Source organism: Agrococcus sp. Marseille-Q4369 (assembly GCF_018308945.1).
GTDB lineage: Bacteria > Actinomycetota > Actinomycetes > Actinomycetales > Microbacteriaceae > Agrococcus.
Genome location: NZ_CP070501.1, coordinates 672,799 through 696,062, shown reverse-complemented (window position 1 = coordinate 696,062; position 23,264 = coordinate 672,799). Strand labels below are relative to the sequence as shown.

Below are 23,264 nucleotides of genomic sequence, written 5' to 3'. Positions count from 1 at the left end.
TCCCATCGGGCCGAGCGCTCGAGGAAGGACCCCCATGTCCAAGCGAACCCTGCTCGTCGGCGCCGCGCTGCTCTCGGCGCTCGCCCTCACCGCGTGCGGCACGACCGAGCCGGCCGGCTCCAGCCAGGGCGCGGCGCCCGACGCCTCGGCCGTCACCGTGACGGACGCGCGCGGCATCGAGGTCGAGGTGCCGGCCGGCGCCACCGACGTCGTCGCGCTCGAGTGGGCGGCGGTCGAGCACCTGCAGACCGTCGGCATCGAGCCGGTCGGCGTCGCCGACGTCGAGGGCTACACCAGCTGGGCAGGCACGGGAGCGCCGCTCGCGGGCGAGCCGACCGACGTCGGCACGCGCACCGAGCCGTCGATGGATTCGATCGCGGCGCTCGCCCCCGACCTCATCGTCGCCGTCGCGGGCCGCGACGACGCGGCCTACGGCGACCTCGAGGCCATCGCGCCCGTCGTCGTCCTCGCCGGCGCCGACGCATCCGACCCCCTCGGCACGATGCTCGCCGACCTGCGTCTCGTCGCCGAGGCGACCGGCACCCAGGACGCGGCCGAGGCCGCGATCGAGGAGTTCGAGGCGCACGTCGACGAGCTCGCGGGCGAGGTCGAGGCGGCCGGTCTCACCGGCACGCCGCTCGCGCACATGGACGGCTACGAGAACGGCGGGCAGATCGAGATCCGCCCCTACGCCGACGGCGCGCTCCTGCCCGCGGCGTTCCAGGAGATCGGCTTCGAGAACGGCTGGCCGGGGGAGGGTGACCCGCAGTACGGGCTCGGGATCACCGACGTCGAGGGCCTCACCGCGCTCGACCCCGAGTCGCACATCCTCTACATGACCGTCGGCGACCGCGACGTGTTCGTCGACCAGCTCGCGTCGAACGCGATCTGGACCGGCCTGCCCTCGGTCGAGGCGGGCCGCGTGCACCGGCTGCCCGACGGCATCTGGCTCTTCGGCGGCGTCGACTCGGTGAGCGCCTACCTCGACGCGGTGCTCGCGTCGCTCTCGCCCACGCCGTGACCCGGATCCGACCTGGAGGGCTCGCGCTCGGCGCGGCCCTCCTCGTCGCACTGCTCGGCCTCGCGGCCTGGCACGTCACGCAGGGGACGACGCAGCTCGGCGTGCCCGAGCTGCTGGGCTGGCTCGGCGGGGAGCGGGGCGACAGCGCCGTCATCGTCGAGAGCCGGCTCCCGCGCGTCGCCGCCGCGATCGTCGTCGGGCTCGCGCTCGGCGCGGCCGGCTACGCGATGCAGACGATCACCGGCAACCCGCTCGCCTCGCCCGACACGCTCGCGGTGAACGGCGGCGCGGGCGCCGCGATCGCGCTCGCCGCCGTCTTCGGCGTGAGCCTGCCCGGCCTCGGCGGCGCGGCGCTCGCCTTCGGCGGCGGCATCGTGGCTGCGCTCGCCGTCGTCGCGATCGGCCGCGGTCGCGGCTCGACGACGCAGATGGTGCTCGTCGGCACCGCGCTCGCGCTCGCGCTGCAGTCGGTCTCGACGGTCGCGATCATCCTCGCGGAGCAGGAGACCGCCGGCCTGTACGCGTGGGGGGTCGGTCGGCTCTCGCAGAACGGCATCGGCACCGTCGCGCAGCTGCTGCCCGTCGTGCTGCTCGGCATCGCCGCGCTGCTGCTGCTCGCGCGCCGGCTCGACGTGCTCTCGCTCGGCGAGGAGGCCGCGACGACGATCGGCGTGGGGGTCGGCCGGCTCCGCTTCACCGCGCTCGTCGCCTCGGTCGCGCTCGCGGCCGCAGCGGTCGCGATCGCAGGGCCCATCGGCTTCGTCGGGCTCGCGGCGCCGATCGTCGTCCGGCTGCTCGCGGCGCGCATCCCGGGTGCCGCCCGCCACATCGTCGCGATCCCGCTCGCCTCGCTCACCGGCGCGGTCCTCGTGGTCGGCTCCGACGTGCTGCTGCGCTTCGCGCTCGGCGGCATCCGGTCGCTGGACGTCCCGACCGGCGTCGTGACGAGCCTCGTCGGCGCCGTCTGCATCATCGTCCTCGCGCGCTCCATGGCGGGCGCTGCCGAGACCGAGTCGATGACGGTGCTCGGCGCGCGGACGCTCACCGCGCGCGCGTGGCTGCCGCTCGTCGTCGCGGGTGTGCTGCTCGCCGCGCTCGCCGTCGGCGCGGTGCTGCTCGGGGACCGGATGCTGCTGCTCGGCGACGTCGCGAACTGGCTCACGGGCCGCGCGGGCGACGCGGTGCGAGTGACGCTCGACACGCGCTCACCGCGCGTCGTCGCCGCGGTGCTCGCCGGAGTCGCGCTCGCGCTCTCGGGCGCACTCGTGCAGGCGATCGCGCGCAACGCGCTCGCGGATCCCTACCTGCTCGGGGTCGCGGGCGGTGCCGGGCTCGGAGCGATCGGCGTCATCACGCTCGTGCCTGCCGCGGTCGGCTGGGCCGTCGCGGGCGGCGCGCTCGCGGGTGGCGCGGCCGTCGGCGCGCTCGTGATCGCGCTCGTCGGCTGGCAGCGGCTCGGCAGCCTCCGGCTCGTGCTGACGGGCCTCGCGCTCTCGGCGGGCACGGCGGCGCTCACGAGCATGCTCATCGTCGTCACCGACCCCTACAACCGGGCGAAGGCGATCGTCTGGCTCGCAGGCAGCACCTACGGCCGCGGCTTCGAGGACGTCGTGCCGGTGGCGGTGACGATCGTCGTCGCGGTGCTCGCCCTCGCGTGGATGCACCGCGACCTCGACCTCGCGCAGCTCGACGAGGCGACGCCGCGGCTGCTCGGCGTGCGGCTGCCCGCGGTGCAGGTCGTCGCGCTCGTGCTCGCCGTCGCGCTCGCCTCGACGGCGGTCGCGGCGATCGGCGTCGTCGCGTTCGTCGGACTCGTCGCGCCGCACGCGGCGAGGGCGCTCGTCGGCGCGCGGCACCGGGTGCTGCTGCCGCTCGCGGCCCTGCTCGGCGGCTCGCTCACCCTGCTCGCCGACACCCTCGGGCGCACGCTCATCGCCCCCGCGCAGCTGCCCGCGGGCGTCATGACCGCGCTCGTCGGCATCCCATACTTCATCTGGCTCGTGCTGCAAGCGGGTCGCGCGCGCTGACGCGCAGGGGCGGGTGCGGCTCCGCGCGAAGCCTCGAGCGGGCCTCGGTCACGGGCGTCGCGACTGGATCGGGTGTCACCGTCACGAGCAGCTGCACGCCCGACGCCGCGGCGGTCGGCCAGTTCATCCGGGTGACGGCGAACTTCACCGACAGCGCTGGGCTGCGGCACTCGGCGACCTCGCCCGTCTCGACGAGCACGGTGGAGAACCAGAACGACCCCGCGGTCGGGCTGAGCCTCGCCTACACGGGATCCCCGGCGGGCCCGCCCATCGGGACGCTCCTCAGGGCGACGCCCATCTCGGACGCCGACGGGGTGGAGGACGTCGTGTTCACCTACACGTGGACGCGGTCGACCGACCCGGCGGTGCCAGCCGGCTCGACGGTGCTCGGCTCGACGTCGAACGCGTACACCACCACGGCGGCTGACGCCGGCTCCTACATCCGGGTGACGGTGACCTACACCGACAACCTCGGGACGGCGGAGACGGCGACGGCCGTGCTGGAGGCACCGGTGGTCGGAGCGACACCGTAGCCGCGTGAGACGGAGGGGCGCTGCACCGATCGGTGCAGCGCCCCTCCGCCGTGCCGGGACTACTCCGCGGCGTCGAGCCCTCGACGCTTGAGCAGCGGTGCGATGTCCGCGTCGCGGCCGCGGAAGTCGCGGAACGCGGCGAGCGGGTCCTTCGATCCGCCTACGCCGAGCAGGCGCTCGCGGAAGCGCTGCCCCGCCTCGCGGATCGAGGGCTGATGCTTGAACCACTCGACGGTGTCGGCGTCCATGACCTCCGACCAGATGTAGGAGTAGTAGCCCGCCGAGTAGCCGCCCGAGAACACGTGCTGGAAGTAGCCGGTCGAGTAGCGGGTCGGCACGGTCTCGCTCAGCAGGCCCACGCGGTCGAGTGCGTCCTGCTCGAATGCCGCGACATCCGTCACCTCGTCGCCCGCGACGCGGGCGTGCCACGCCTGGTCGAGCAGGGCCGCCGCGAGGTACTCGCTCGTGTCGTGCCCCTGGTTGAACGACTCCGACGCCTGCAGCCGCTCGATGACGTCGGCGGGCAGCGGCTCATCGGTGTCGATGTGGCGCGCGTAGTGCTCGACGATGCCGGGCCACAGCATCCACATCTCGTTCACCTGGCTCGGGAACTCGACGAAGTCGCGGAAGACGTTCGTGCCGCCGAGCGACGGGTAGGTGACGTGCGCGAAGAGGCCGTGCAGCGCGTGCCCGAATTCGTGGAAGAGCGTCGTCGTCTCGTCGAAGGTCAGCAGCGTCGGCGTGCCGGCCGGCGGCTTCGGCACGTTGAGGTTGTTCATCACGACCGTCGGGTGGCCGAGCAGCTCGTTCTGCTGGATGAGCGAGTTCATCCACGCGCCGCCCCGCTTCGAGTCGCGCGTGTAGAGGTCGAGCAGGTAGAGGCCGAGCTCGGAGCCGTCCTCGTTCCGCACCTCGAAGACGCGCACGTCGGGGTGGTAGCCCACGAGGTCGTCGCGCTCCTCGAACGTGATGCCGTAGACCTGGGTCGCGGCGAAGAAGACGCCGTCGCGCAGCACGCGCTCGGCCTCGAAGTAGGGGCGCAGCGCCGCGGTGTCGACGTCGAAGCGCGCGGTGCGCTCCTTCTCCGTCCAGTAGTCCCAGTCCCATGCGGCGAGCTGGTAGCCGAGGCCCGCGGCGTCGATCTGCGCCTGCAGCGCCGCGGCCTCGGCGCGCGCGTTCGCGGCGGCGGGCTTCGCGAGCCGGGTGAGCATTGTTATGACGTTGTCGGGGCTGCCGGCGGTCTCGTCGGCGGTCACGGCGTGCGCGTGCGTCGCGAAGCCGAGCAGCGCCGCGCGCTCGGCGCGCAGCGCCGTGAGCTCGACGACCGTCTCGCGGTTGTCGTGCTCGTTGCCGCGCGTGCCGCGGGCGAGGGATGCCTCCATCACGCGGCGCCGGACGTCGCGGTCGGTGACCGATGCGAGCCACGGGTGGCCCGAGAAGAGCGGCAGGGTGATGAGCCACTTGCCGTCGAGCCCGCGGTCGGCAGCGGCGGCCGCAGCGGCCTGGATCTCGCCGTCGCTCAGCCCGTCGAGCTCTGCCGCGGAGTCGATCACGACCGCGAGGTCGTTCGTGTCGGCCTGCAGGTGCTTGTCGAAGCGCGTCGTGAGCGTCGCGATCTGCTGGTTGAGCTCCATGAGCCGTGCGCGAGCCGCCTCGTCGAGGCCGGCGCCCGCGACGGTCATCTCGGTGTGGCGCCGCTCGACGAGGTAGCGCTGCTCGTCCGTCCACGACGCATCCGGTGCCTCGTGCAGCGCCGCGACGCGCGCGTACAGGCGCGGGTCGAGGGTGATCGCGTCCTCGTGCGCGGCGAAGCGCGGCGCGAACCGCTCCTCGAGCTCCTCGAGGAACGGGGTCGAGTCGGTCGAGGTCATGCTGAAGAAGACGTGCGCGACGCGCGAGAGGATCGCGCCGGAGCGCTCGAGCGGCTCCATCGTGTTCTCGAAGGTTGGCGCGGCGTCGTCCTCGACGATCGCGCGGACCTCCTCGAGCTGCTCGGCGAAGCCGGCCTCGAGCGCCTCCTTGAAGTGCTCGTCGCGGATGTCGGCGAACGGCGGCAGCTGGTACGGGAGCGCGCTGGGCGTCAGGAAGGGGTTGGTCATGCCACCACCCTAGAACCGGCGCAGGCGCGCGCTTCGCCATAGAGTGTGCTCATGTCCCCGGTTAGGTACACTCATGGCCACCACGTGAGCGTCGTCGGCGCGCACGCGGCTCGAACCATCGAGAACTCGGCCGCCTACCTCGCGCCGATCCTCGAGCCGGGCATGCGCATCCTCGACGTCGGGTGCGGTCCGGGGTCCATCACGATCGACCTCGCGCGGCGCGTCGGCGACGCGGGCCACGTCGTCGGCATCGATGCGAGCGCCGAGGTGGTCGAGCACGCCCGGCGCGCGGCGGCGGACGCCGGCGTCGGCAACGTCGAGTTCCTGGTGGGGGATGCGTACGCCCCGCCGGGCGGGGAGTTCGACGTCGTGCACGCGCACCAGGTGCTGCAGCACCTGGGCGAGCCGGTGTCGGCGCTCGCCGCGTGGCGGCGCTTGGGCCGGGTCGTCGCGGCGCGCGACGTCATCTACTCGTCGACAGCCATGCATCCGCTCACGCCGGAGCTCGCGCGCTGGCGCGAGATCGTCGTCGCCCTGCAGGCCGCGAACGGGGGCGACGGCGACGCGGGCGCGAAGCTCAAGGCGTGGGCCCGGGAGGCGGGCTTCTCGAGCATCGAGACCGACGTCGAGACGAGGTGCTTCGAGTCGGCCCCCGGCCGCGAGTTCTGGGGCGGGCAGTGGGCGGAGCGCGCCGTGCACTCGGCGTTCGCCGACGGCACCGAGCGGTTCGGCCTCGCGGACGCCGCCGAGCGGCAGCGCATCGCCGACGCGTGGCGTGCCTGGACCGCCGACGACGATGGCTGGATGGCCATGCTGCACGGCTGGATCATCGCCCGCGACTGACCTGCCGCCCCGCAGAGTGCCGCCACTCTGCTGCCGCGCCTCACCACTGACCGCAGAGTGCCGGAACTCTGCTGTCCTGCGGCTTGAGAAGCGCAGAGTGGCGGCACTCTGCGGGTGAAGCGGTGTCTGACTTCCTCTTGCAGAGAGGGCTTTGCAAAGGGTAGTATGGACCCATGCTCGACGCCGCCGTCGACGGTTCCGGCGGCGCGAGCGAGGCCCCGGCCGTCGATCTCGAATCCCTCAAGGCCCTCGCCCACCCGCTGCGCGTGCGCATCCTGCACGTGCTGACGACGCAGGGTCCGCAGACGTCGTCGTCGCTCGCTGCGACGCTCGGCGAGTCGACCGGCTCGACGAGCTACCACCTCCGGCAGCTCGAGGCGAAGGGCTTCATCGCTGAGGACGCGTCGATCGGCACCGGTCGCGAGCGCTGGTGGCGCCGAGCGATCGCACCCGTCGAGGTGTGGACGAAGGAGCTCGCCGACGCCCCGGAGGGCCGCGCCGCGACCGCGACGGTGCTCGGCGCGTGGACCCAGCACGACAGCGCGCTGCTCGCCGCCTACGTCGCGACGGGGGAGGAGCGCTACGAGGAGCCGATCCTCGACGCGTCCCGCCTCTCGAGCCGCTCCGTCTCGCTCCGCGCGAGCGAGCTGCACCGCTTGACGCGCGACGTCGAGCGCCTCATCGCCCAGCGCCTCGCCGAGGCCGCCGCAGACACCGGTGACGAGGACGATCCCGTCCACCGCATCCAGATCCAGTTCAACGCCTTCCCGATCGACTGATCGGGAGACACACCACTCGAGGAGACACCCATGCCGAAGCGCGAAGACCACCCCGTGACCATGCCGATCGCCGTCATCAACGACTCGTTCGTGATGGCGCAGATCCTGACCCGGCCGATGCGCTGAGTCGATCCAGGACACTCCTGTGCAAGGGAGGAAGGCCCCCGGCAGCAGTTCAGCTGCCCGGGGGCCTTCGTGTCTCACTCCTCGCGGCTGACGATCACGTCGTCGCCCTCGAGCCGGATGGTCGTGCCGTCGTCGAGCTCGACGATCGGCAGGCCCTCGAGCCACGTGAGCGTCCATCGCCACGAGGCGGTGTCGGCGCCGAGCTCGGCGAGCGTGCGCTCCTCCTCGTCGATCGCCGCGCGCATCGCGATCGGCACCGACTGCGGGGCCTCGCCGCCGACCGCCCAGCGGGTGCCGATCTGCATCACGCCTCCTCGAGCGCGATCTCACTGACCGCGAGCTCCGCCGCCTCGACGAGCGTGAGGTCGCGGATGCGTCCCACGGCCTTGAGGTCGCCGGTCGCGGCCTCGAGGTGCTCGCGCAGCGCTGCCGGGACGCCGATGACCGCGGACGCGACGGGCGTCTTCTGGCTCGCCTTCGCATCCGTCTTCGCCCGCCGGATGCCGATGAGCGCCTGGCCGACGGCCTGGAGCATGCCGGTCGGGGAGTGATCGACACCGAGCTCGTCGGCATCGGGCCACGGCGCGACGTGGATCGAGCCCTCGTGCGACCACGACCAGACCTCCTCCGTCGCGAACGGCAGGAACGGCGCGAGCAGCCGCAGCTGCACGTCGATCGCGAGCCGCAGCGCGGCGATCGCCGAGCCGCGGCCGGGCTCGTCGCCCGAGTAGGCGCGCTCCTTGACGAGCTCGAGGTAGTCGTCGCAGAACGTCCAGAAGAACGCCTCCGTCGACTCGAGCGCCTTCGCGTGGTCGTAGCCCTCGAACGCGCGCGTCGCGCCGCGCACGACGACGGCGAGCTCGGCGAGCATCTCGCGGTCGAGCCGCTCGGTGATCTCGCCCGGCTGCCCCTCCATCGAGAGCACGAACTTCGCAGCGTTGAGCACCTTCATCGCGAGGCGCCGGCCGATCTTGATCATCTTCGGGTTCTGCGGGTCGAGCGTCGCGTCGACGCCGAGCCGAGACGACGCGGCCCAGTACCGCACGCCGTCGGAGCCGTGCTCCTCGAGCATGCCGAGCGGGGTGACGACGTTGCCCTTCGACTTCGACATCTTCTTGCGGTCGGGGTCGAGGATCCAGCCCGAGAGCGCCGCGTGCTGCCAAGGCGCGCGGCCGTCCTCGAACATCGAGCGCAGCAGCGTCGAGAAGAGCCACGTGCGGATGATGTCCTGGCCCTGCGGCCGCAGGTCGAAGGGCGTGATCTTCGACCACAGCTCCGCGCCGTCGGCCCAGCCGCCCGCGAGCTGCGGCGTGAGCGACGAGGTCGCCCACGTGTCCATGATGTCGACCTCGCCGACGAAGCCGCCAGGCACCCCGCGCTGCGACTCGTCGAAGCCGTCGGGCACGTCGCTCGTCGGGTCGAGCGGCAGCTGCTCGGGCCGCGGCAGCAGCACGCGGTCGAAGTCGGTCTCGCCCTCCTCGTCGAGCGCGTACCAGACGGGGATCGGCACGCCGAAGAAGCGCTGGCGCGAGATGAGCCAGTCGCCGTTGAGGCCGTGCACCCAGTTCTCGTAGCGCGTGCGCATGTGCTCGGGGTGCCAGGCGATCTCGCGCCCGTGCGCGATGAGCCGCTCGCGCAGCGCCTCGTCGCGGCCGCCGTTCTTGATGTACCACTGGCGGGTCGAGACGATCTCGAGCGGCTTGTCGCCCTTCTCGTAGAACTTCACCGGGTGCTGGATGGGCTTCGGGTCGCCGATCATGCGGCCCGCGGCCTGCAGCTGCTCGACGATCGCCTTGCGAGCGCTGAAGACGGTCTTGCCGGCGAGCTCGGCGTAGGCGGCCTGCGCGGCCTCGCTCGCGAGCGCCTCGGGCGCCTCGGCGGCGAAGCGGCCGTCGAAGCCGATCACCGAGCGGTTCGGCAGGTTCAGCTCGCGCCACCACGTGACGTCGGTCACGTCGCCGAACGTGCAGATCATCGCGACGCCCGTGCCCTTGTCGCGCTGCGCGAGCTCGTGCGCGACGAACGGCACCGGGGCGCCGAACACCGGGGTCGAGACCGTCGTGCCGAAGAGGTGCTGATAGCGCTCGTCATCCGGATGCGCGACGACGGCCACGCAGGACGGCAGGAGCTCGGGGCGGCTCGTCTCGATCCGCAGGTCGCCGTCCTCGGAGGTGAAGAGCAGCGTGTGGTACGCCCCCGGCTGGTCGCGGTCCTCGAGCTCGGCCTGGGCCACGGCGGTGCGGAACGTCACGTCCCACAGGGTCGGCGCATCCGCCTGGTACGCCTCGCCGCGCTCGAAGTTGCGCAAGAAGGCGAGCTGCGACGTGCGACGGGCGTCGTCGGAGATCGTGCGGTAGGTCTGCGACCAGTCGATCGAGAGGCCGAGCGTGCGCCACAGGTGCTCGAACTTCTCCTCGTCCTCCTCCGTCAGCCGCTCGCACAGCTCGATGAAGTTGCGGCGCGAGACGGGCACCTGGTCGGCGGCCTTCGAGCTCTTGCCCTCGCCGCCCTCGTGCGGGGGCGTGAAGTCGGGGTCGTAGGGGAGGGTCGGGTCGACGCGCACGCCGTAGTAGTTCTGCACGCGGCGCTCGGTCGGCAGGCCGTTGTCGTCCCAGCCCATCGGGTAGAAGACGTGCTTGCCGCGCATGCGCTGGAAGCGGGCGACGAGGTCGGTGTGCGTGTAGGAGAACACGTGGCCGACGTGGAGCGAGCCGGATGCGGTGGGAGGCGGGGTGTCGATCGAGTAGATCGCGTCGCGCTCCAGCCCCGTCGCATCGAAGCGGTAGGTGCCGGAGGCCTCCCAGCGCTGACCCCACTTCTCCTCGAGTCCCTCGAGGGCGGGGCGGTCGGGCATCCCGGGTGTGGGCATGGCGCTCATGGCGTCTCGCTTTCGATGTGCGCGGCATCGCGTCTGGCCGCGCCCCGGGCCGGGGCGTCGGCATGATGCCTGGTTGTGCTCCGCGCCAGTCTACGCGCGGGCGCTCACGCCTTCCGGCGCATCCGCCACTGCAGCACCGCGGTGACGGCGAAGAGGGCGGCGGCGATGAGGAAGAGCACGCGCGGGAGCGTCTCGGCCTGCAGCACGCCGGCGAGCGCGAAGAGCGCGGCGGCGCTGACGTAGAGCCAGAGGGGGGCGGGCTTGCGGGGTGCGGCCATGCCTCCACGCTAGCCGGGCGCGGCTCAGCGCTCCATGGCATGGTGGCGGGATGGATGTCGTGAAGCGCGCGCCGGGCGGTGCCGACCACCGGCTCTCGATGGAGGCCGCCGGGCTCGCGTGGCTCGCCGAGGCGGAGCCGGCGGGCGGCACGCGCATCGCCCGCGCCCGGCTCGACCTGGGCGCGCTGCGCGTCGCGCGCGTCGCGGAGGCGGCGGCCACGCCCGCGCGCGCCGAGGCGCTCGGCCGCAGCCTCGCGGCGCTGCACGCCTTCGGCGCCGCGTGGCACTGCTGCCCGCCGGCCGGCGCCGAGCCGCCGCTCGAGTGGGGCTCCTCGCGCGTGCCGCTCGCGCCCGAGCCGGTCGCCGATTCGTGGGGCGCGGCGTGGGCCGAGACGGCGGTGCGGCCGGTGCTGCGGCGCTGCGTCGACGAGGGGCGGCTGGATGCGTCCCGGGCGCGGGCGGTCGAGGCGGCGGTCGACCGGATGGCCGCCGGGCGCTTCGATGCCCCGCAGCCCGCGGGCGTCGGGCCGGTCGCGCGGATCCACGGCGACCTCTGGGCCGGAAACGTGCTGTGGTCGGAGGTCGACACGGGCGCCGTGCTCATCGACCCGCACGCGCAGGGCGGGCACGCCGAGACGGACCTCGCGATGCTCGCGCTCTTCGGGCTGCCGTTGCTCGAGCGCGTGCTCGCGGCCTACGACGAGGCCGCGCCGCTCGCCGACGGCTGGCGCGAGCGCATCCCGATGCAGCAGCTGCAGCCGCTGCTCGTGCACACGCTGCTCTTCGGCGGCGGCTACGCGCCGCAGCTGTTCGACGTCGCGCGATCGCTCGGCTGAGCGCGGCGACGTTGGGGCTCGCTGCGGGGCGGCCGCAGTGGCAGGCTGGCGCCATGGAGACCTCCGTCACGAGGCGCGCGGATCCCGACCGCTTCGAGATCACGGCCGACGGCCCCGTCGCGGGGTTCGCGCAGTTCTTCGACCACGGCGAGCACCGCGTCTTCTTCCACACCGCGATCCGCGAGGAGCATGCGGGTCATGGGCTCGCGACCGCGGTGATCGGCGCGGCGCTCGCCGCGACGCGCGACGAGGGCAAGCGGATCGTCGCGATCTGCCCGCTCGTCAAGCGGTACGTCGAGGAGCACGCCGACGAGTGGTCGGCGAGCGTCGACCTGCCCACGCCCGAGATGCTGCAGCGGGTGCCCCGCCGCCGCTGATGCTCGCGCCGCCGGTTCAGGCCGGCCGCTCGAGCACGCGCGCGACGCTCGGCTCGGCCGCGATGCCGAGCTGCGCGAGCAGCGCGTCCGCCTCCGCGCGCCGGGCGTCCTCGACGACGATCGCGAGCCGCGCATCCGTCGCCTCGTAGTCGATCGTCGGTTCGTGGCCCGCGGCGCGGATCGCGTGCTCGAGCCTGGGCGCGTCGGCGTGCGAGAGCCGCGCGACGAGCTCGGTCGCTGTGACGTGCTCGAGCCGCCCTGCCGCGTCGAGCGCATCCGCCGCGATGCCGCCGTAGGCGCGCACGAGCCCTCCGGTGCCGAGCTTCACGCCGCCGAACCAGCGCACGACGAGCACCGCGACGTCGGTGAGGCCGCGGCCGGCGATCGCCGAGAGGATCGGCGATCCCGCGGTGCCGGCGGGCTCGCCGTCGTCGTTCGAGCGGCTCGACTCGCCGTGCGGGCCGACGATCGCGGCACTGCACACGTGCCGCGAGACGGGGTGCGCGCGGCGGGTGTCGCGCACGAGCGGCGCGAGCTCGTCGAGGCTCACGATGGGGTGCGCCGTCGCGAGGAAGCGCGAGCGCGAGATCTCGACCTCGGCGCTCGCACTCCTCGCGATGGTCGGCTGCAGCACCCCTCCATCCTGCCCGGGCTTCGCCAGCCGGTCGCGCGCCTGGCCCTGGCCATGGGGCACGCGGCACGCGTCGCGCTCGATACATCCTCCAGCGCACGCGTTGCTAGTTCCGCGTCCTGAGAAAAACCACGTGGGCGCTGGGGAACGCAAGACGGCACCCCGAGTGTCGCCGTTTCGACTCAAGCAAGGTGCGGCGCCCTAATCGAGCCCTGCCGCTTGAGAACGGCGATCCCACTGCTTAACATCCAGGACTTCGGCCGACGGATCGAGGAACGCGTCCACCGTGCTGGATTCGTCGATGATCTCATATAGGCCGTAATCACGCATCGCGGTTAGGAAACTGGCGCGGGCTTCCCTAGTCGGGGCGACATGGCCGAATAGTCGCGTTCGTGTCGGCTGGCCCGCGACCACGTTGTTCAACACGAACGAGATCGCCCAGCGCACTTGATCGACCGGAATACCGCTCCTCGCCGGCGCAATGTTCAAGAGCGGACTGCGGGGCAATACGAAATACCTACCCTGGCACCTCACCACACTTTGCGTGATGCCGGAGACCTCCACAGACGGGCCGGTCGGTACACAGACATCGGTCGTGCCGCCCGGCCGCATGCGATCGACGGCGTCGAAGCGTTCCTGTAAGACTCGCGGAAGACTCTTAGGAACGTGCACTTCCGCCCATGCCGACTCCGAAGCGCGGGTCTGCCATCGGGCGCGCAGGACTCTCGACTCGTCGTCAGTTTCGAAGGCAACTGGGTCCCACTGCTCGGCGAACAGCCTCCCACCATACGCACGAGCGGATGGAAGCCCGCAGATCAGAGCGCCCTCAGGCAACCGCAACGAGTCCGAAACCCCTAGAGCGGTCGCTAGCGCGCCAAGCGACGGAGAAGAGACGCCGCGAATCGTGCCCAGTACTCTCTCGAAGTTGTCGACAGCCGTCCCCTCGACGGTCCAAACCGACCCGAGGCGAGAAATCTCCTCCAGCGACTTACGCTCGCGAATCCCTTGATCTTCAACTACGAGATACGGTAGCTGGATAGCGTTCGTTCGCAACTTCGCCGCCGACTCTATAGCTCCCGCTTGCGCGACATCCTGCAACATATAAAAGCCCTCACTTGCAGCCCTTGTTGCCGACGTGCTTCGATCGGTCTCCAGAGAACTCATCTCGTGATCAATATGGTTGAGATAAATCTCGTAGACTCGTTGGAGGTACTGGTCATACTCTTCAGTGCGTTCGATCGCACTCCGAGCGACGTTCGTTCGCGGGGCTCCCTTCCCTGTCACATTCGACATGGCTGCGATCCCGGCTAGCTGACTGTAGCCTGGAGCGTCCTCAGTGACTCGCACTCCTCCGATCGCTGTCCCTAGTACCAATGGCTCTCTGCGCGAGTGAGGCTCTCGATCAATGCTTAGGAAGCGCCACTCTTGCAGCCACTGGCTCCAGACCACCGCGTAAGCCAAGGTGCATCCGTCGATCGACGCCTCTCTGACTTCTACCGCGTCGCCATAGGAACTGGTCAGACCATCCTCCGCGACACTCACGACATCGGCACGGAATAGCTCATGCTTGAGCGCGTCGGCCATCGACTGGAAGCCGATGGGCTCCGGCGCTCCCCCGTCGATTGATAAAGTAACCGCACATCCAGGTAATACGCACCAGTACCGCAACACGGATTCGACGTTCAGCGCGACTGCACTCGGGCGGAGTTTAAGTCGAACACTCGTTCCGTGTTTGCGAACGAGTCTCGGAACTTGGGCGTCGGTCTTGTCGAGCAGGCGCACCAGATACTGGCCGTGCACGTCACGCAACGTTAATTGCCGTGCTTGGTCCTCGAGTTCATTGACGCTGATGACCTCCACGTCGTCCGCGACCATGAAGGCGGTCAGTACACCGATGCCGAAGCGGCTGATGGAAGTGAAGTCAGGGTGGGACTTTCGAAACTCAGGCTCCTGATATCTGGACGATCCAACGCGCAGGAAGTTGTTCTCTATTACCGACTGAGTCATGCCCGTGCCGTTGTCGGCGACAGTCAGCATCCTGCTAGCAGAGTCCCACGATACTTGAACAGTGGGCGCATAGGCGGAATCAGCCACGAGAAACTCTTGCAATCGAACGGCGTCCAGGGCGTTCTGGAACAATTCCCGAACGACGACGCTGCTGTCATTGTATAGGGTGTGTCCCGTCAGCAGATCAAGAATTTTTCCTTGGTCGATTGTGAACTTGAAGGGCTCCGCGACGAATCCTTTCGCGACAACATTGCTCGGATCGATGCGGCGCCAGGGAAACAAGTACGTCTTGGCTGCCGCGGTCCCGCTCGAACTCGCCCATCGGTGCGTCTCGGCCAGCTGGTCGCTCGCGTACTTCAGGTACTGGGTCAACCCGAAGAATCCCTCTGATTCCTTGAAGTCGGCATGAACCTCTATGACGTCGAGCTCCGGGATAGGGTCGCCCTCCTCGACAGCGACGCGTTGCGGTCGCACGCTTCGAACAGCGCTTTGTTTAGCCCATTCAAGCTGGCTCTTCGGGTTGCGGGGATTAACGATCAGCGCGGCCATCGAGGGCACGCGTGTCCGCGTGATATCCAACAGGTCTGCCGTCCGGAGTAGGAAGGCCGCATACTGAACATTTGCCTCCTCCTGCTGATCTTGACCGTAGGGGCGGTCGACACGATACTTGTGCGTGTCGTGCAGGTCATCCGCGTGGTGGCTCTCGCATACCAAACCAACGTCTTCCAGGAAGGTCTCCTCGACGGTGCCGAAAATCTCGCGCAGACGCGCCACGATTCGGTCGTCATATCCTAAAGCCGGGTCGGGCATCTCGCGCAGCCAACTTCGGATTCGCTGGGCATGATTTGCTCTCACGAATTCCTGATAGAGAAAGCGCTCAGCGTCGGCGCCCGGCATGGCATTCAACTGTGCCCGGTAGTCCATATACTCGGGGTCGTCGTTGTCTCGGACCCGGGTCGAGAACCTGGTATATCCCTCCACCGCTTCACGGCGATCAAATTCGTCGCGTGTTATTAGCAGCCCGAAGTCATGCAAGTAAGTTGCGAGCGTAACCAGTAGCCAATCGGCGGCGGTCATTTTCTCGGCAGTCGCGGCCGGTATCAACCAGTCGTACATCTTCAGCATGCTGTCGATATGGCTCATGTCATGCTTCGTGTACTCCTCGAGCATGCTGAACTTCCCGAACGCGGTGAGTGCTTCTTCCACTTGTTCGCGGACGTAGGGAAGGCTCAGGGCGGAGAACGCCGGGAAGTTCTGAGCGCGCGAAGCCTCCTGCTCCGCTCTTGTCTTCAGCTGCGACTCCACCGTGCCTCCAAGCGTCCGGGAAACTTCTTCCGATACAAGCACATCGCACCGCTACGTTCCGGTACTCCCGCGACTGCGCGCCGCGTGCTGCGTGACGGTCGTCCAATGATCGCGGCGGTGCACACGTACCGCGCGTCGGCGTTCGCGCGGCGTGCATCGCGCACGAGCGGCGCGAGTTCGTCGAGGCTCGCGATGCGGTGCGCCGTCGCGACGAAGCGCGAGCGCGAGATTTCGACCTCGGCGCTCGCGCCCCTCGCGATGGTCTGCAGCAGCACCCCACCATCCTGCCCGGGGCCGCGCGTCACACCGGCGCGGTCGCCTCCTCGGGGACGGCGGCTTGTGCGGCGTCGGCGTCCTCGTCGCCGAGCCGACGCATCCGCCCCGCCAGGATCGCGCCGACGAGCGTGAGCGCCGAGAGCGCCGCGAGCACGACCCCCGGGTGCCACCAGGCGCCGCCGGTGAGCACGCCGAGCTCGGTCGTGAGGTAGGGGATGAAGCCCGAGAGCACGGCGGCGAGTGCGTAGGCGACCGAGAGCGCCGAGTAGGCGTGGCGGCCGCGGAAGAGCTCCTGCATCGTGCCGCCGAGCGCGGCCCACGACGCGGTCGGCAGGATGCCGCCGACGATCATGAGCGCGACGAGCACGGCGAAGGTCGCGCTGCCGAGCAGCCAGTAGATGGGGAAGGCGATGAGCAGCGTGCCCGCCGCGCCGAGCGCGACGACGCGCGCCGAGCCGATGCGGGTCGCGAGCCACCCGAAGCCCGGCACCGTGACGAACTGCAGCAGGCCGCCGATCGTCGCGGCGGTGAGCAACTGCATCTCGTCGAAGCCGAGGGCGGTGACGCCGTAGCCCATCGTGTAGGTGTTCATGAGCGAGTAGGAGCCGATGCCGAGCAGCGCCACGAGGATCGCGACGCCGAACGCCGCCGGCTGCGTGCGGATCGCGGCCCACACGGGGTTGCGCTCGCGCTGCCCCTTCGCGGCGAGCTCCTTGAAGACCGGCGTCTCGTCGATCGACCAGCGCAGGTAGAGCGAGACTGCGATGAGCGGGATCGCGATGAGGAACGGGATGCGCCAGCCCCACGCCGCCATCGCCTCGGGCCCGAGCCCGAAGAACATCACGAGCATGAGGCCGCCCGCGGCGACCGAGCCGATCGGGGAGCCGAGCTGCGGCAGCGACGCGAAGAACGGCCGGCGGCGCGCGTCGGCGTGCTCGGTCGCGAGGAGCACGGCGCCGCCCCACTCGCCGCCGAGCGAGAGGCCCTGCGCGATGCGCAGTACGACGAGCGCGACCGCGCCGAACAGCGCCCAGCCCTCGCCGGTCGGCAGCAGCCCGACGAGCCCGGTCGCGACGCCCATGAGGGCGATCGTGATGAGCAGCGTCGAGCGGCGACCGATGCGGTCGCCGAGGTGGCCGAAGAGAATCGCGCCGAGCGGCCGCACGACGAAGGCGATGCCGATCGTCGCGAACGACGCCGCGAGCGCGCCGGCCTCGCCGAGCGCCGAGAAGAAGAAGGGGCCGGCGAAGAACGCGGCGAAGTAGGAGTAGGTGTAGAAGTCGTACGATTCGAGCGCGGTGCCGACCGTCGCGGCGGTGGCGACGCGGGCGGAGCTGCTCGAGCGTGCGGTCACGGGATCTCCTCGCGGGGCGCCGGGGCGGCGCAGATTGTCATACCGAGTGCAACAATAGCGCCGGAAGGAGATTCCCATGGCGGCGGGTCGCACGCAGCGGCGGGGCAAGGGGCGCGGGCCCGGTCGGCCCCCGGCCTCGAGCTCGGCGACGATCCACGAGGCGGCGCTCGAGCTCTTCCTCGAGCGCGGCTACGGCGCCGTGAGCGTCGACGACATCGCCCGTCGTGCGGGCGTCTCGCGCGGCACCGTCTTCTCCTACTGCGAATCCAAGGCGGATGCGCTGTGGGTCGCCCTCGACGCGGCCATCGCGAGGGCCGGCGACGCGCTCGAGGCAGCCCAGGGGGACGGGGCCGGCCGCGAGCGCGGTGCGCTCGACGCGCTCGTCGAGGCGATCGTCGCCGCGGTCGAGCCGTGGGGGCGGACGCCGCCCGTCGCGCTCCGCGACGCGCGGGCGATGGAGGCCGAGGCGGCGCTGCGCGACGGCGCCCCCGCGAGGCTGCAGCCGCTCGTCGAGCGAGCGGCGCTCGCGCTCGCGCTCGAGCGCGACGCGCTGCCCGAGTCGCCCGCCGCGGCCGTTGCGCCGGTCGCGATCGTCGCCGCGGCATGCGCGGCGCTCGCGGCGTGGGCGCTCGAGCCGGGCCGACCGGAGGCGTCGGTCGCGGTCCGCACCGCGATCGAGCCGCTCGCCGCCGCATCACGAATGCACAACGATCCGCGAGCCTGACCGCGCCGACCCCCGCCTTCCCAGGCGGGCCGCCCATCATGGGGGACATGCGGCGCGGGCATTGGATCATCACGGTGGCCGCCGCCCTGCTCATGAGCGCCGCGCTCGTCGGCTGCGGCGCAGCGGCCATGCCGAGCCCCACCGACCCCGGGCTCGAGGCAGGCACCCCCGCGCCCGGCGTCGCGCCGCCCGACGCGCTCCCGGCCGTGGCCGGTCACGGGGGCGAAGCGCCCGGCGTGCGGCCGCGGCCGCACCAGCAGCGCGCGGATCCCGACGAGCCCGCGGCTGAACCGGCGCCTTCGCAGTCCGCCGAGCCCGCCCGGCCGACGCCGACCCCGACGGCCGCGCCCACCGCATCCGCAGCCCCGACCCCCTCGCCGACGACGCCGGCGGCTCCGCGTGCGCTCGTCGACCTGCTCGTGGACGCCGGCTCGCTGCCCCCGCCGACGTGGACCGAAGGGACGTGGGTCGAGCTCGCGCCGCCCGCGAGCGTGCCGGTCGGCGAGGCGATCCCGCACGTCGCCGTCGCGCGCACGGCGAGCCCCGAGTGCGCCGCGGCCGCCGGCGCTGTCGATGGCGCCGCGAGCGAGGCGGCGATGGTCGCGCTCTCGGCCGGCAGCGAGCGAGGGGCCGTCTTCAACGTCACGGTGCTGCGCTACCCGAGCGCAGCCGCCGCTGCCGACGCCATCGCGGCGCTGCAGGCGCTCTCCGCCGCCTGCGAGGGCACGGCTACCGAATCGGGCACCTTCGCGGCCCCGCCGTCCGCGCACGGCGCTGCCGTCGCGCTCGAGTCCGACGACGCGGCGCTGGTCGTCGATGCCGCGGCCGTCGGGCGGCACGTCGTCGCGGTGCTGCACGAGCGCGCTCCGGCCGAGGCCGTCGCGACGCTCATCGCGGCGCAGGCCGAGCGGCTTCGCTAGACGTTCTCGCTCTCAGCGTCGAGCAACCGCCGCACGGTCGCATCGAGCGGCGAGCGCGGCAGCTCGGTGCCGTCGACGCTCGTGACGGCCGCGACGAGCCGGCCCGACGAGAGCAGCCACGCGCCGTCGCTGCCGAGCAGGTCGGCGGGCTCGAGCCGCTCGAACGCGACCTCGATGCCGGCGGAGGGCGCCGCCGCCATGAGGTGCTCGAGCGTGAGCGAGGCGAGGATGCCGTCCTGCGGCGGCGTGAGGAGCCGCCCGCCGCGGTCGACGACGAGCGTCGACGTCGGCCCCTCGAGCAGCTGCCCCGCAGGCGAGACGAAGACGACGTCGTCGAAGCCGCGCTGCGCCGCGTGCCGCTTGGCCGCCATGTTGATCGAGTACGAGAGGCTCTTCGCACCGGGCAGGAGCCACGGCATCGAGGCGACCTCGTCGCCGTCGTGCCCGCGGCCGAGCAGCGTGATCGAAACGCCCTCGGCGCGCTCGCGCAGCACGCCGGCCGAGATGGGCGCCATGAGGGCGAACGCGGTCGGGTCGCCGCCCGACTCCGGCCCGCGGGTGAGCACCAGCCGGATGACGGCCTCGGGCTGCGCGTCGAAGTCCCATGCCGCGAGGAGCGCATCCATCGCCCGGCCGAAGCCCGCGCGGTCGGGCTCGGGCAGCTGCAGGATCGCCGCCGAGCGCGCGAGCCGGTCGAGGTGCGCGTCGCGGTCGCGCACGACGCCCGCGCCATCCGGCCCGCGGCGCGCGAGCGCTGCGTCGAAGACCCCGTCGCCCCGCACGACCCCGAGGTCGTCGGCGCGGATGAGCGGATGCGTGACGTCGGCGAGCGAGCCGTCGAGCAGGGCGAGCAGCGGAGCGGTCATGCGCTCAGCGTAGGCGCGCCCGCCGAGCGGGTCACGGCGTGCCCGCGCAGAACTCCTGCAGCGCGACGACCCGGTCGCCGAGCTCGGCGAGCGCCGTGCCGGCGCGCTCGATGCCCGCGGCATCGCCCGCGGCGAGGGACTCCTGCGCGTCGGCGACGAGCGCATCCCAGCCCGCCTGGATCTCGCCGATGCGCTCGAGCAGCGCCGGGTCGGTCACGCGCGTCTCGAGGTCGCCGACCCTGGTCGAGATGCTCCCGACGAGCGCGAGCGCGCCGAACGGGTCGGTCGCGAGCAGCTCGCCGACGCGCGCGACGTCCGTCGCGATCGCCGTCACCTCCGCGAGCACCTGCGCGCACTGCTGCGCCTGATCGCCGGGTGCGGGCTCGACGGTCGCGGGCGTCGTCGGCACCGGCGCGGGCGACGGCGAGGGCAGGATGCCGCACCCGGTCACGAGCAGGGCCGCCGCGGCTGCGAGGCCTGCGGCGCCGAGGCGGATGCGGGAGGCGGTCATGCCGCGAGGGTACCGATGCAGGCTATGGCCGAGCCCGGCGAGCATGGGGGATAGCCCCCGCGAGGCTTCCGGGGAACCGCCGCGCGTGAGCCCCGCGCCGCGCCTAGCGTGGAGCCATGCAACGCCTCGGCCCCCTCCTCGCGACGATCGCGCACCTCGTGGTGCTCGGCTCGATCGGCCTCCCCATCCTCACGATCATCCTCACCTTCGTCGCCCTCGGCGCCGGGCTCCTCGTCGTCGTCGTCGGCGTGCTCTTCCTCGCCGTCGCGCTGCTCGGGATGTTCGCCGTCGCGTGGTTCGAGCGCGAGCGCATCGCGGCGCTGTACGACGCACCCGTGCCGCCGGCCGTGCTGCGCGGCTCGCACCGCACCGACTGGCTGCGGGTGCCGCACCGACTGCTGCGCATCGTGAGCGACGGCGCCCACTGGCGCGCGATCCTCAGCTTCGCGCTCGCGAGCCTCTTCGGCGTCTTCGTGCTGAGCCTGCTGCCGCTCGTCGGCCTCGGCATCCCGCTCGCGTTCGCGCCGCTCGGCGACGCCGAGCGCGTGCGCATCCCGCTCACGTCGATCGCCGTGCCGGTCGAGTGGGCGCCGCTGCTCGGGATCCTCGCGCTCGCGGCCGGCATCGCCGGCACGATCGGCCTCGCGATCGCCCACCGCGGCGTCGCGCTCGGCCTGCTCGTGCCCGACGAGCGCGCGCAGCTCGAGGCCAAGGCGCTCCACGAGCGCGAGCGCCGGCAGGGCGTCGTGCAGGCCGCCGACTACGACCGCACCCGCATCGAGCGCGACCTCCACGACGGCGTGCAGCCGCGGCTCGTCTCGATCGCGATGCAGCTCGGCATGGCGCGCGACCGCATCGAGAGCGACCCCGAGGGCGCGAAGCGGCTCATCGACGAGGCGCACGCGTCGTCGAAGAACGCCGTGACCGAGCTCCGCCAGGTCGCCCGCGGCATCCACGTCGCCGTGCTCGACGACCGCGGCCTCGACGCCGCCGTCTCGGCGCTCGCCGCCCGCAGCGCCATTCCCGTCGAGGTCGACGCGCGGCTCGAGCGGCGCTGCTCGCGCGAGAGCGAGACCGCCGTCTACTTCGCGATCGCCGAGGGCATCACGAACGCGCAGAAGCACGCGCGCGCGAGCCGCATCCGCGTCTCGATCCGCACCCGCGAGCACGCGCTGTGGGCGCGCATCGAGGACGACGGCATCGGCGGCGCCGAGCGCCTGCCGGGCGGCGGCATCGACGGGCTCGCGAACCGCGTCGCCGGCGTCGGCGGCACCCTCACCCTCTCCAGCCCCGTCGGGGGCCCGACCGCGATCGAGGTGGACGTCCCGTGCGCATCCTGATCTGCGAGGACTCCGTCCTCTTGCGCGAAGGCATCGCGCGACTGCTGACGGATGCGGGCCACGAGGTGGTCGCGCAGCTGCCCGACGCGACCGCGCTCGAGGCCGCGATCCGCGCATGCGACCCCGACCTCGCCATCCTCGACGTGCGGATGCCGCCGACGCGCACGAACGAGGGGATCCTCGCCGCGATCGGCATCCGCGGCCGCGGCGACCGGCCGCGCGTGCTCGTGCTGTCGCAGTACGTCGAGGAGCGCTACGCCGCCGACCTCATCGCGAGCGGCCCGGCCGGCTTCGGCTACCTGCTCAAGGACCGGGTCGCCGACGTGCGCGACTTCCTCGCCGCGATCGAGCAGGTCGCGAGCGGCGGCACGGTGCTCGACCCCGAGGTCGTCACGCAGCTGCTCGCGCGCCGCCGCCGCGACGCGCGCATGGAGCGGCTCACGCCGCGCGAGCGGCAGGTGCTCGCGCTCATGGCGGAGGGCGCCGCCAACCAGGCGATCGCCGATCGCCTCTACATCTCCGCCGGCAGTGTCGAGAAGCACATCTCCGCGGTCTTCCAGAAGCTCGAGCTCGACCCCGAGGACGGCAACCGCCGCGTGCTCGCCGTGCTCGCCCACCTCGACGCGCCCGGCTCCGACCCGAGCCGCCCGCACGACGCCCCAGGAGGCATCCGATGACCATCCCGACCACCAACCGCGCGGGACGCGCGATCAGCATCGTGCTCGTCGTGCTCGGCGCGATCGCCGCGGTGTTCGCGATCGGCGGCGGCGTCGTCAACGGCGTCGCGACGCACCGGGCGACGGACGGCACGTGGAGCGCCGACGCCGAGGGGGTCGCCGAGCTGCGGCTCTCGACCTCCGCGGCCGACTTCGACGTCGTCTTCGCCGACGTCGACGAGGCGACGCTCGACGCGAGCTCGACGGGCGGGCCCGTGCAGCGGTGGACCCTCGAGCGCCAGGGCGACGCGCTCGTCGTCGGCACCGGCTGGCAGTGGGGCCCCTGGGGCGGCGGTTGGGGCGGCGGCTGGGGCTTCGGGTTCGGCGACCGCGGCTTCGGCGAGGAGCAGGTGACGCTCACGCTGCCCGCCGAGCTCGAGGACGCCGGGCTGCACATCGTCGCCGACGTCTCCGCCGGCAGCCTCGACGCCGCAGCCGACTGGGGCCGGGCCGAGCTCGACCTGAGCGCCGGCAGCGCCCAGCTCGGCGGCACCGCAAACGAGCTCGTCGTGCAGGTCTCGGCCGGCGAGGCGCGGCTCGACGTCGCCTCGCCGCGCACCGTGCAGCTCGACGTGAGCGCGGGCCGCGTCGTCGGCGCCGTGACGGGCGAGCAGCCCGACGCGATCACCGCGACCGTGAGCGCGGGCGCGATCGAGCTCGCGATCCCCGACGGCGAGTACGCGGTGACGCAGGACGTCTCCGCGGGCAGCGCCGCGATCGATGTCGACGCCGACCGCCAGGCGGCCGCGACGATCGACGTCGAGGTGAGCGCGGGCAGCGTGACGCTGCGGGGCGAGTCGCGGTAGGATCACAGGCA

At 72.0% G+C, this 23,264-nt stretch carries 22 protein-coding genes; 12 read left to right on the top strand and 10 right to left on the bottom strand.

Annotated elements, in window-relative coordinates; translation table 11 throughout:
• Positions 1-34 precede the first annotated feature (34 nt).
• From JSQ78_RS03565 to JSQ78_RS03555, 3 genes are all read left to right on the top strand, one after another.
• On the top strand, positions 35-1,021 hold the full coding sequence (locus JSQ78_RS03565) for an ABC transporter substrate-binding protein (protein ID WP_211449442.1): 987 nt from the start codon (positions 35-37) through the stop codon (positions 1,019-1,021).
• Complete coding sequence (locus tag JSQ78_RS03560) at positions 1,018-3,048, top strand: iron ABC transporter permease (RefSeq protein WP_211449441.1); 2,031 nt, start codon at positions 1,018-1,020, stop codon at positions 3,046-3,048. Before JSQ78_RS03565 ends, JSQ78_RS03560 begins: the two co-directional genes overlap by 4 nt.
• A 131-nt stretch (positions 3,049-3,179) precedes the next feature.
• A complete protein-coding gene (locus tag JSQ78_RS03555) occupies positions 3,180-3,581 on the top strand; it encodes a hypothetical protein (RefSeq protein ID WP_211449439.1) in 402 nt (133 codons plus the stop codon).
• A 59-nt stretch (positions 3,582-3,640) separates the two neighbouring features.
• Here the strand turns inward: JSQ78_RS03555 and JSQ78_RS03550 are convergent, their stop codons facing one another.
• Complete coding sequence (locus JSQ78_RS03550) at positions 3,641-5,680, bottom strand: M3 family metallopeptidase (RefSeq protein ID WP_211449437.1); 2,040 nt, start codon at positions 5,678-5,680, stop codon at positions 3,641-3,643.
• 84 nt (positions 5,681-5,764) lie between these two features.
• On the opposite strand from JSQ78_RS03550, the gene JSQ78_RS03545 reads away from it, so the two are divergent.
• Together JSQ78_RS03545 and JSQ78_RS13805 are read left to right on the top strand one after the other, a co-directional pair.
• On the top strand, positions 5,765-6,523 hold the full coding sequence (locus JSQ78_RS03545) for a methyltransferase domain-containing protein (protein WP_349305132.1): 759 nt from the start codon (positions 5,765-5,767) through the stop codon (positions 6,521-6,523).
• Between the two features lie 173 nt (positions 6,524-6,696).
• Positions 6,697-7,302, top strand: coding sequence for a winged helix-turn-helix domain-containing protein (locus JSQ78_RS13805; protein WP_249295875.1), 606 nt, complete (start codon positions 6,697-6,699; stop codon positions 7,300-7,302).
• A 200-nt stretch (positions 7,303-7,502) separates the two neighbouring features.
• On the opposite strand, the gene JSQ78_RS03535 is transcribed toward JSQ78_RS13805, so the two are convergent.
• The 3 genes from JSQ78_RS03535 to JSQ78_RS03525 all read right to left on the bottom strand — a co-directional run bounded on the left by JSQ78_RS03535 (position 7,503) and on the right by JSQ78_RS03525 (position 10,584).
• Positions 7,503-7,733, bottom strand: coding sequence for a hypothetical protein (locus tag JSQ78_RS03535; RefSeq protein WP_211449434.1), 231 nt, complete (start codon positions 7,731-7,733; stop codon positions 7,503-7,505).
• Entirely contained in the window at positions 7,733-10,306 is a 2,574-nt protein-coding gene (gene valS / locus JSQ78_RS03530; RefSeq protein ID WP_249295874.1) for a valine--tRNA ligase, read from the bottom strand. Before valS ends, JSQ78_RS03535 begins: the two co-directional genes overlap by 1 nt.
• 104 nt (positions 10,307-10,410) lie before the next feature.
• On the bottom strand, positions 10,411-10,584 hold the full coding sequence (locus tag JSQ78_RS03525; RefSeq protein WP_211449432.1) for a hypothetical protein: 174 nt from the start codon (positions 10,582-10,584) through the stop codon (positions 10,411-10,413).
• A gap of 50 nt (positions 10,585-10,634) precedes the next feature.
• On the opposite strand from JSQ78_RS03525, the gene JSQ78_RS03520 reads away from it, so the two are divergent.
• Entirely contained in the window at positions 10,635-11,420 is a 786-nt protein-coding gene (locus JSQ78_RS03520) for a fructosamine kinase family protein (RefSeq protein ID WP_211449430.1), read from the top strand.
• A 53-nt stretch (positions 11,421-11,473) separates the two neighbouring features.
• Complete coding sequence (locus tag JSQ78_RS03515) at positions 11,474-11,797, top strand: GNAT family N-acetyltransferase (protein ID WP_211449428.1); 324 nt, start codon at positions 11,474-11,476, stop codon at positions 11,795-11,797.
• Between the two features lie 16 nt (positions 11,798-11,813).
• Here JSQ78_RS03515 and JSQ78_RS03510 read toward each other — a convergent pair whose 3' ends face one another.
• From JSQ78_RS03510 to JSQ78_RS03495, 4 genes are all read right to left on the bottom strand, one after another.
• Entirely contained in the window at positions 11,814-12,431 is a 618-nt protein-coding gene (locus tag JSQ78_RS03510; RefSeq protein WP_211449426.1) for an IMPACT family protein, read from the bottom strand.
• Between the two features lie 198 nt (positions 12,432-12,629).
• Positions 12,630-15,740, bottom strand: a complete 3,111-nt coding sequence (locus tag JSQ78_RS03505; RefSeq protein ID WP_211449425.1) for an HD domain-containing protein — start codon at positions 15,738-15,740, stop codon at positions 12,630-12,632.
• Positions 15,725-16,015 (bottom strand): hypothetical protein, encoded by a 291-nt coding sequence (locus JSQ78_RS03500; RefSeq protein WP_211449423.1) that lies wholly within the window; start codon positions 16,013-16,015, stop codon positions 15,725-15,727. The genes JSQ78_RS03505 and JSQ78_RS03500 overlap by 16 nt, the downstream gene beginning before the upstream one ends.
• Positions 16,016-16,041: 26 nt before the next feature.
• Positions 16,042-17,370 carry an MFS transporter gene (locus JSQ78_RS03495; RefSeq protein ID WP_249295873.1) on the bottom strand — a complete coding sequence of 443 codons (1,329 nt, stop codon included), beginning with the start codon at positions 17,368-17,370 and terminating at the stop codon, positions 16,042-16,044.
• A 76-nt stretch (positions 17,371-17,446) separates the two neighbouring features.
• Between JSQ78_RS03495 and JSQ78_RS03490 the strand changes: the two genes are divergently transcribed.
• Positions 17,447-18,094, top strand: a complete 648-nt coding sequence (locus JSQ78_RS03490; protein WP_211449419.1) for a TetR/AcrR family transcriptional regulator — start codon at positions 17,447-17,449, stop codon at positions 18,092-18,094.
• 47 nt (positions 18,095-18,141) lie between these two features.
• Entirely contained in the window at positions 18,142-19,014 is an 873-nt protein-coding gene (locus JSQ78_RS03485) for a hypothetical protein (RefSeq protein WP_211449418.1), read from the top strand.
• On the opposite strand, the gene JSQ78_RS03480 is transcribed toward JSQ78_RS03485, so the two are convergent.
• Positions 19,011-19,880: an aminotransferase class IV gene (locus tag JSQ78_RS03480; RefSeq protein WP_211449416.1), complete on the bottom strand. Its 870-nt coding sequence runs from the start codon at positions 19,878-19,880 to the stop codon at positions 19,011-19,013. The two genes, JSQ78_RS03485 and JSQ78_RS03480, sit on opposite strands and share 4 nt — an antisense overlap.
• 31 nt (positions 19,881-19,911) lie before the next feature.
• Entirely contained in the window at positions 19,912-20,391 is a 480-nt protein-coding gene (locus JSQ78_RS03475) for a hypothetical protein (RefSeq protein ID WP_211449414.1), read from the bottom strand.
• 116 nt (positions 20,392-20,507) lie between these two features.
• Between JSQ78_RS03475 and JSQ78_RS03470 the strand changes: the two genes are divergently transcribed.
• The 3 genes from JSQ78_RS03470 to JSQ78_RS03460 are packed head-to-tail and all read left to right on the top strand — an operon-like array spanning position 20,508 to position 23,253.
• Positions 20,508-21,731, top strand: coding sequence for a sensor histidine kinase (locus tag JSQ78_RS03470; protein ID WP_211449412.1), 1,224 nt, complete (start codon positions 20,508-20,510; stop codon positions 21,729-21,731).
• Positions 21,719-22,408 (top strand): LuxR C-terminal-related transcriptional regulator, encoded by a 690-nt coding sequence (locus JSQ78_RS03465; protein ID WP_211449410.1) that lies wholly within the window; start codon positions 21,719-21,721, stop codon positions 22,406-22,408. The genes JSQ78_RS03470 and JSQ78_RS03465 overlap by 13 nt, the downstream gene beginning before the upstream one ends.
• Complete coding sequence (locus tag JSQ78_RS03460) at positions 22,405-23,253, top strand: hypothetical protein (protein ID WP_211449409.1); 849 nt, start codon at positions 22,405-22,407, stop codon at positions 23,251-23,253. Before JSQ78_RS03465 ends, JSQ78_RS03460 begins: the two co-directional genes overlap by 4 nt.
• Positions 23,254-23,264: the final 11 nt, after the last annotated feature.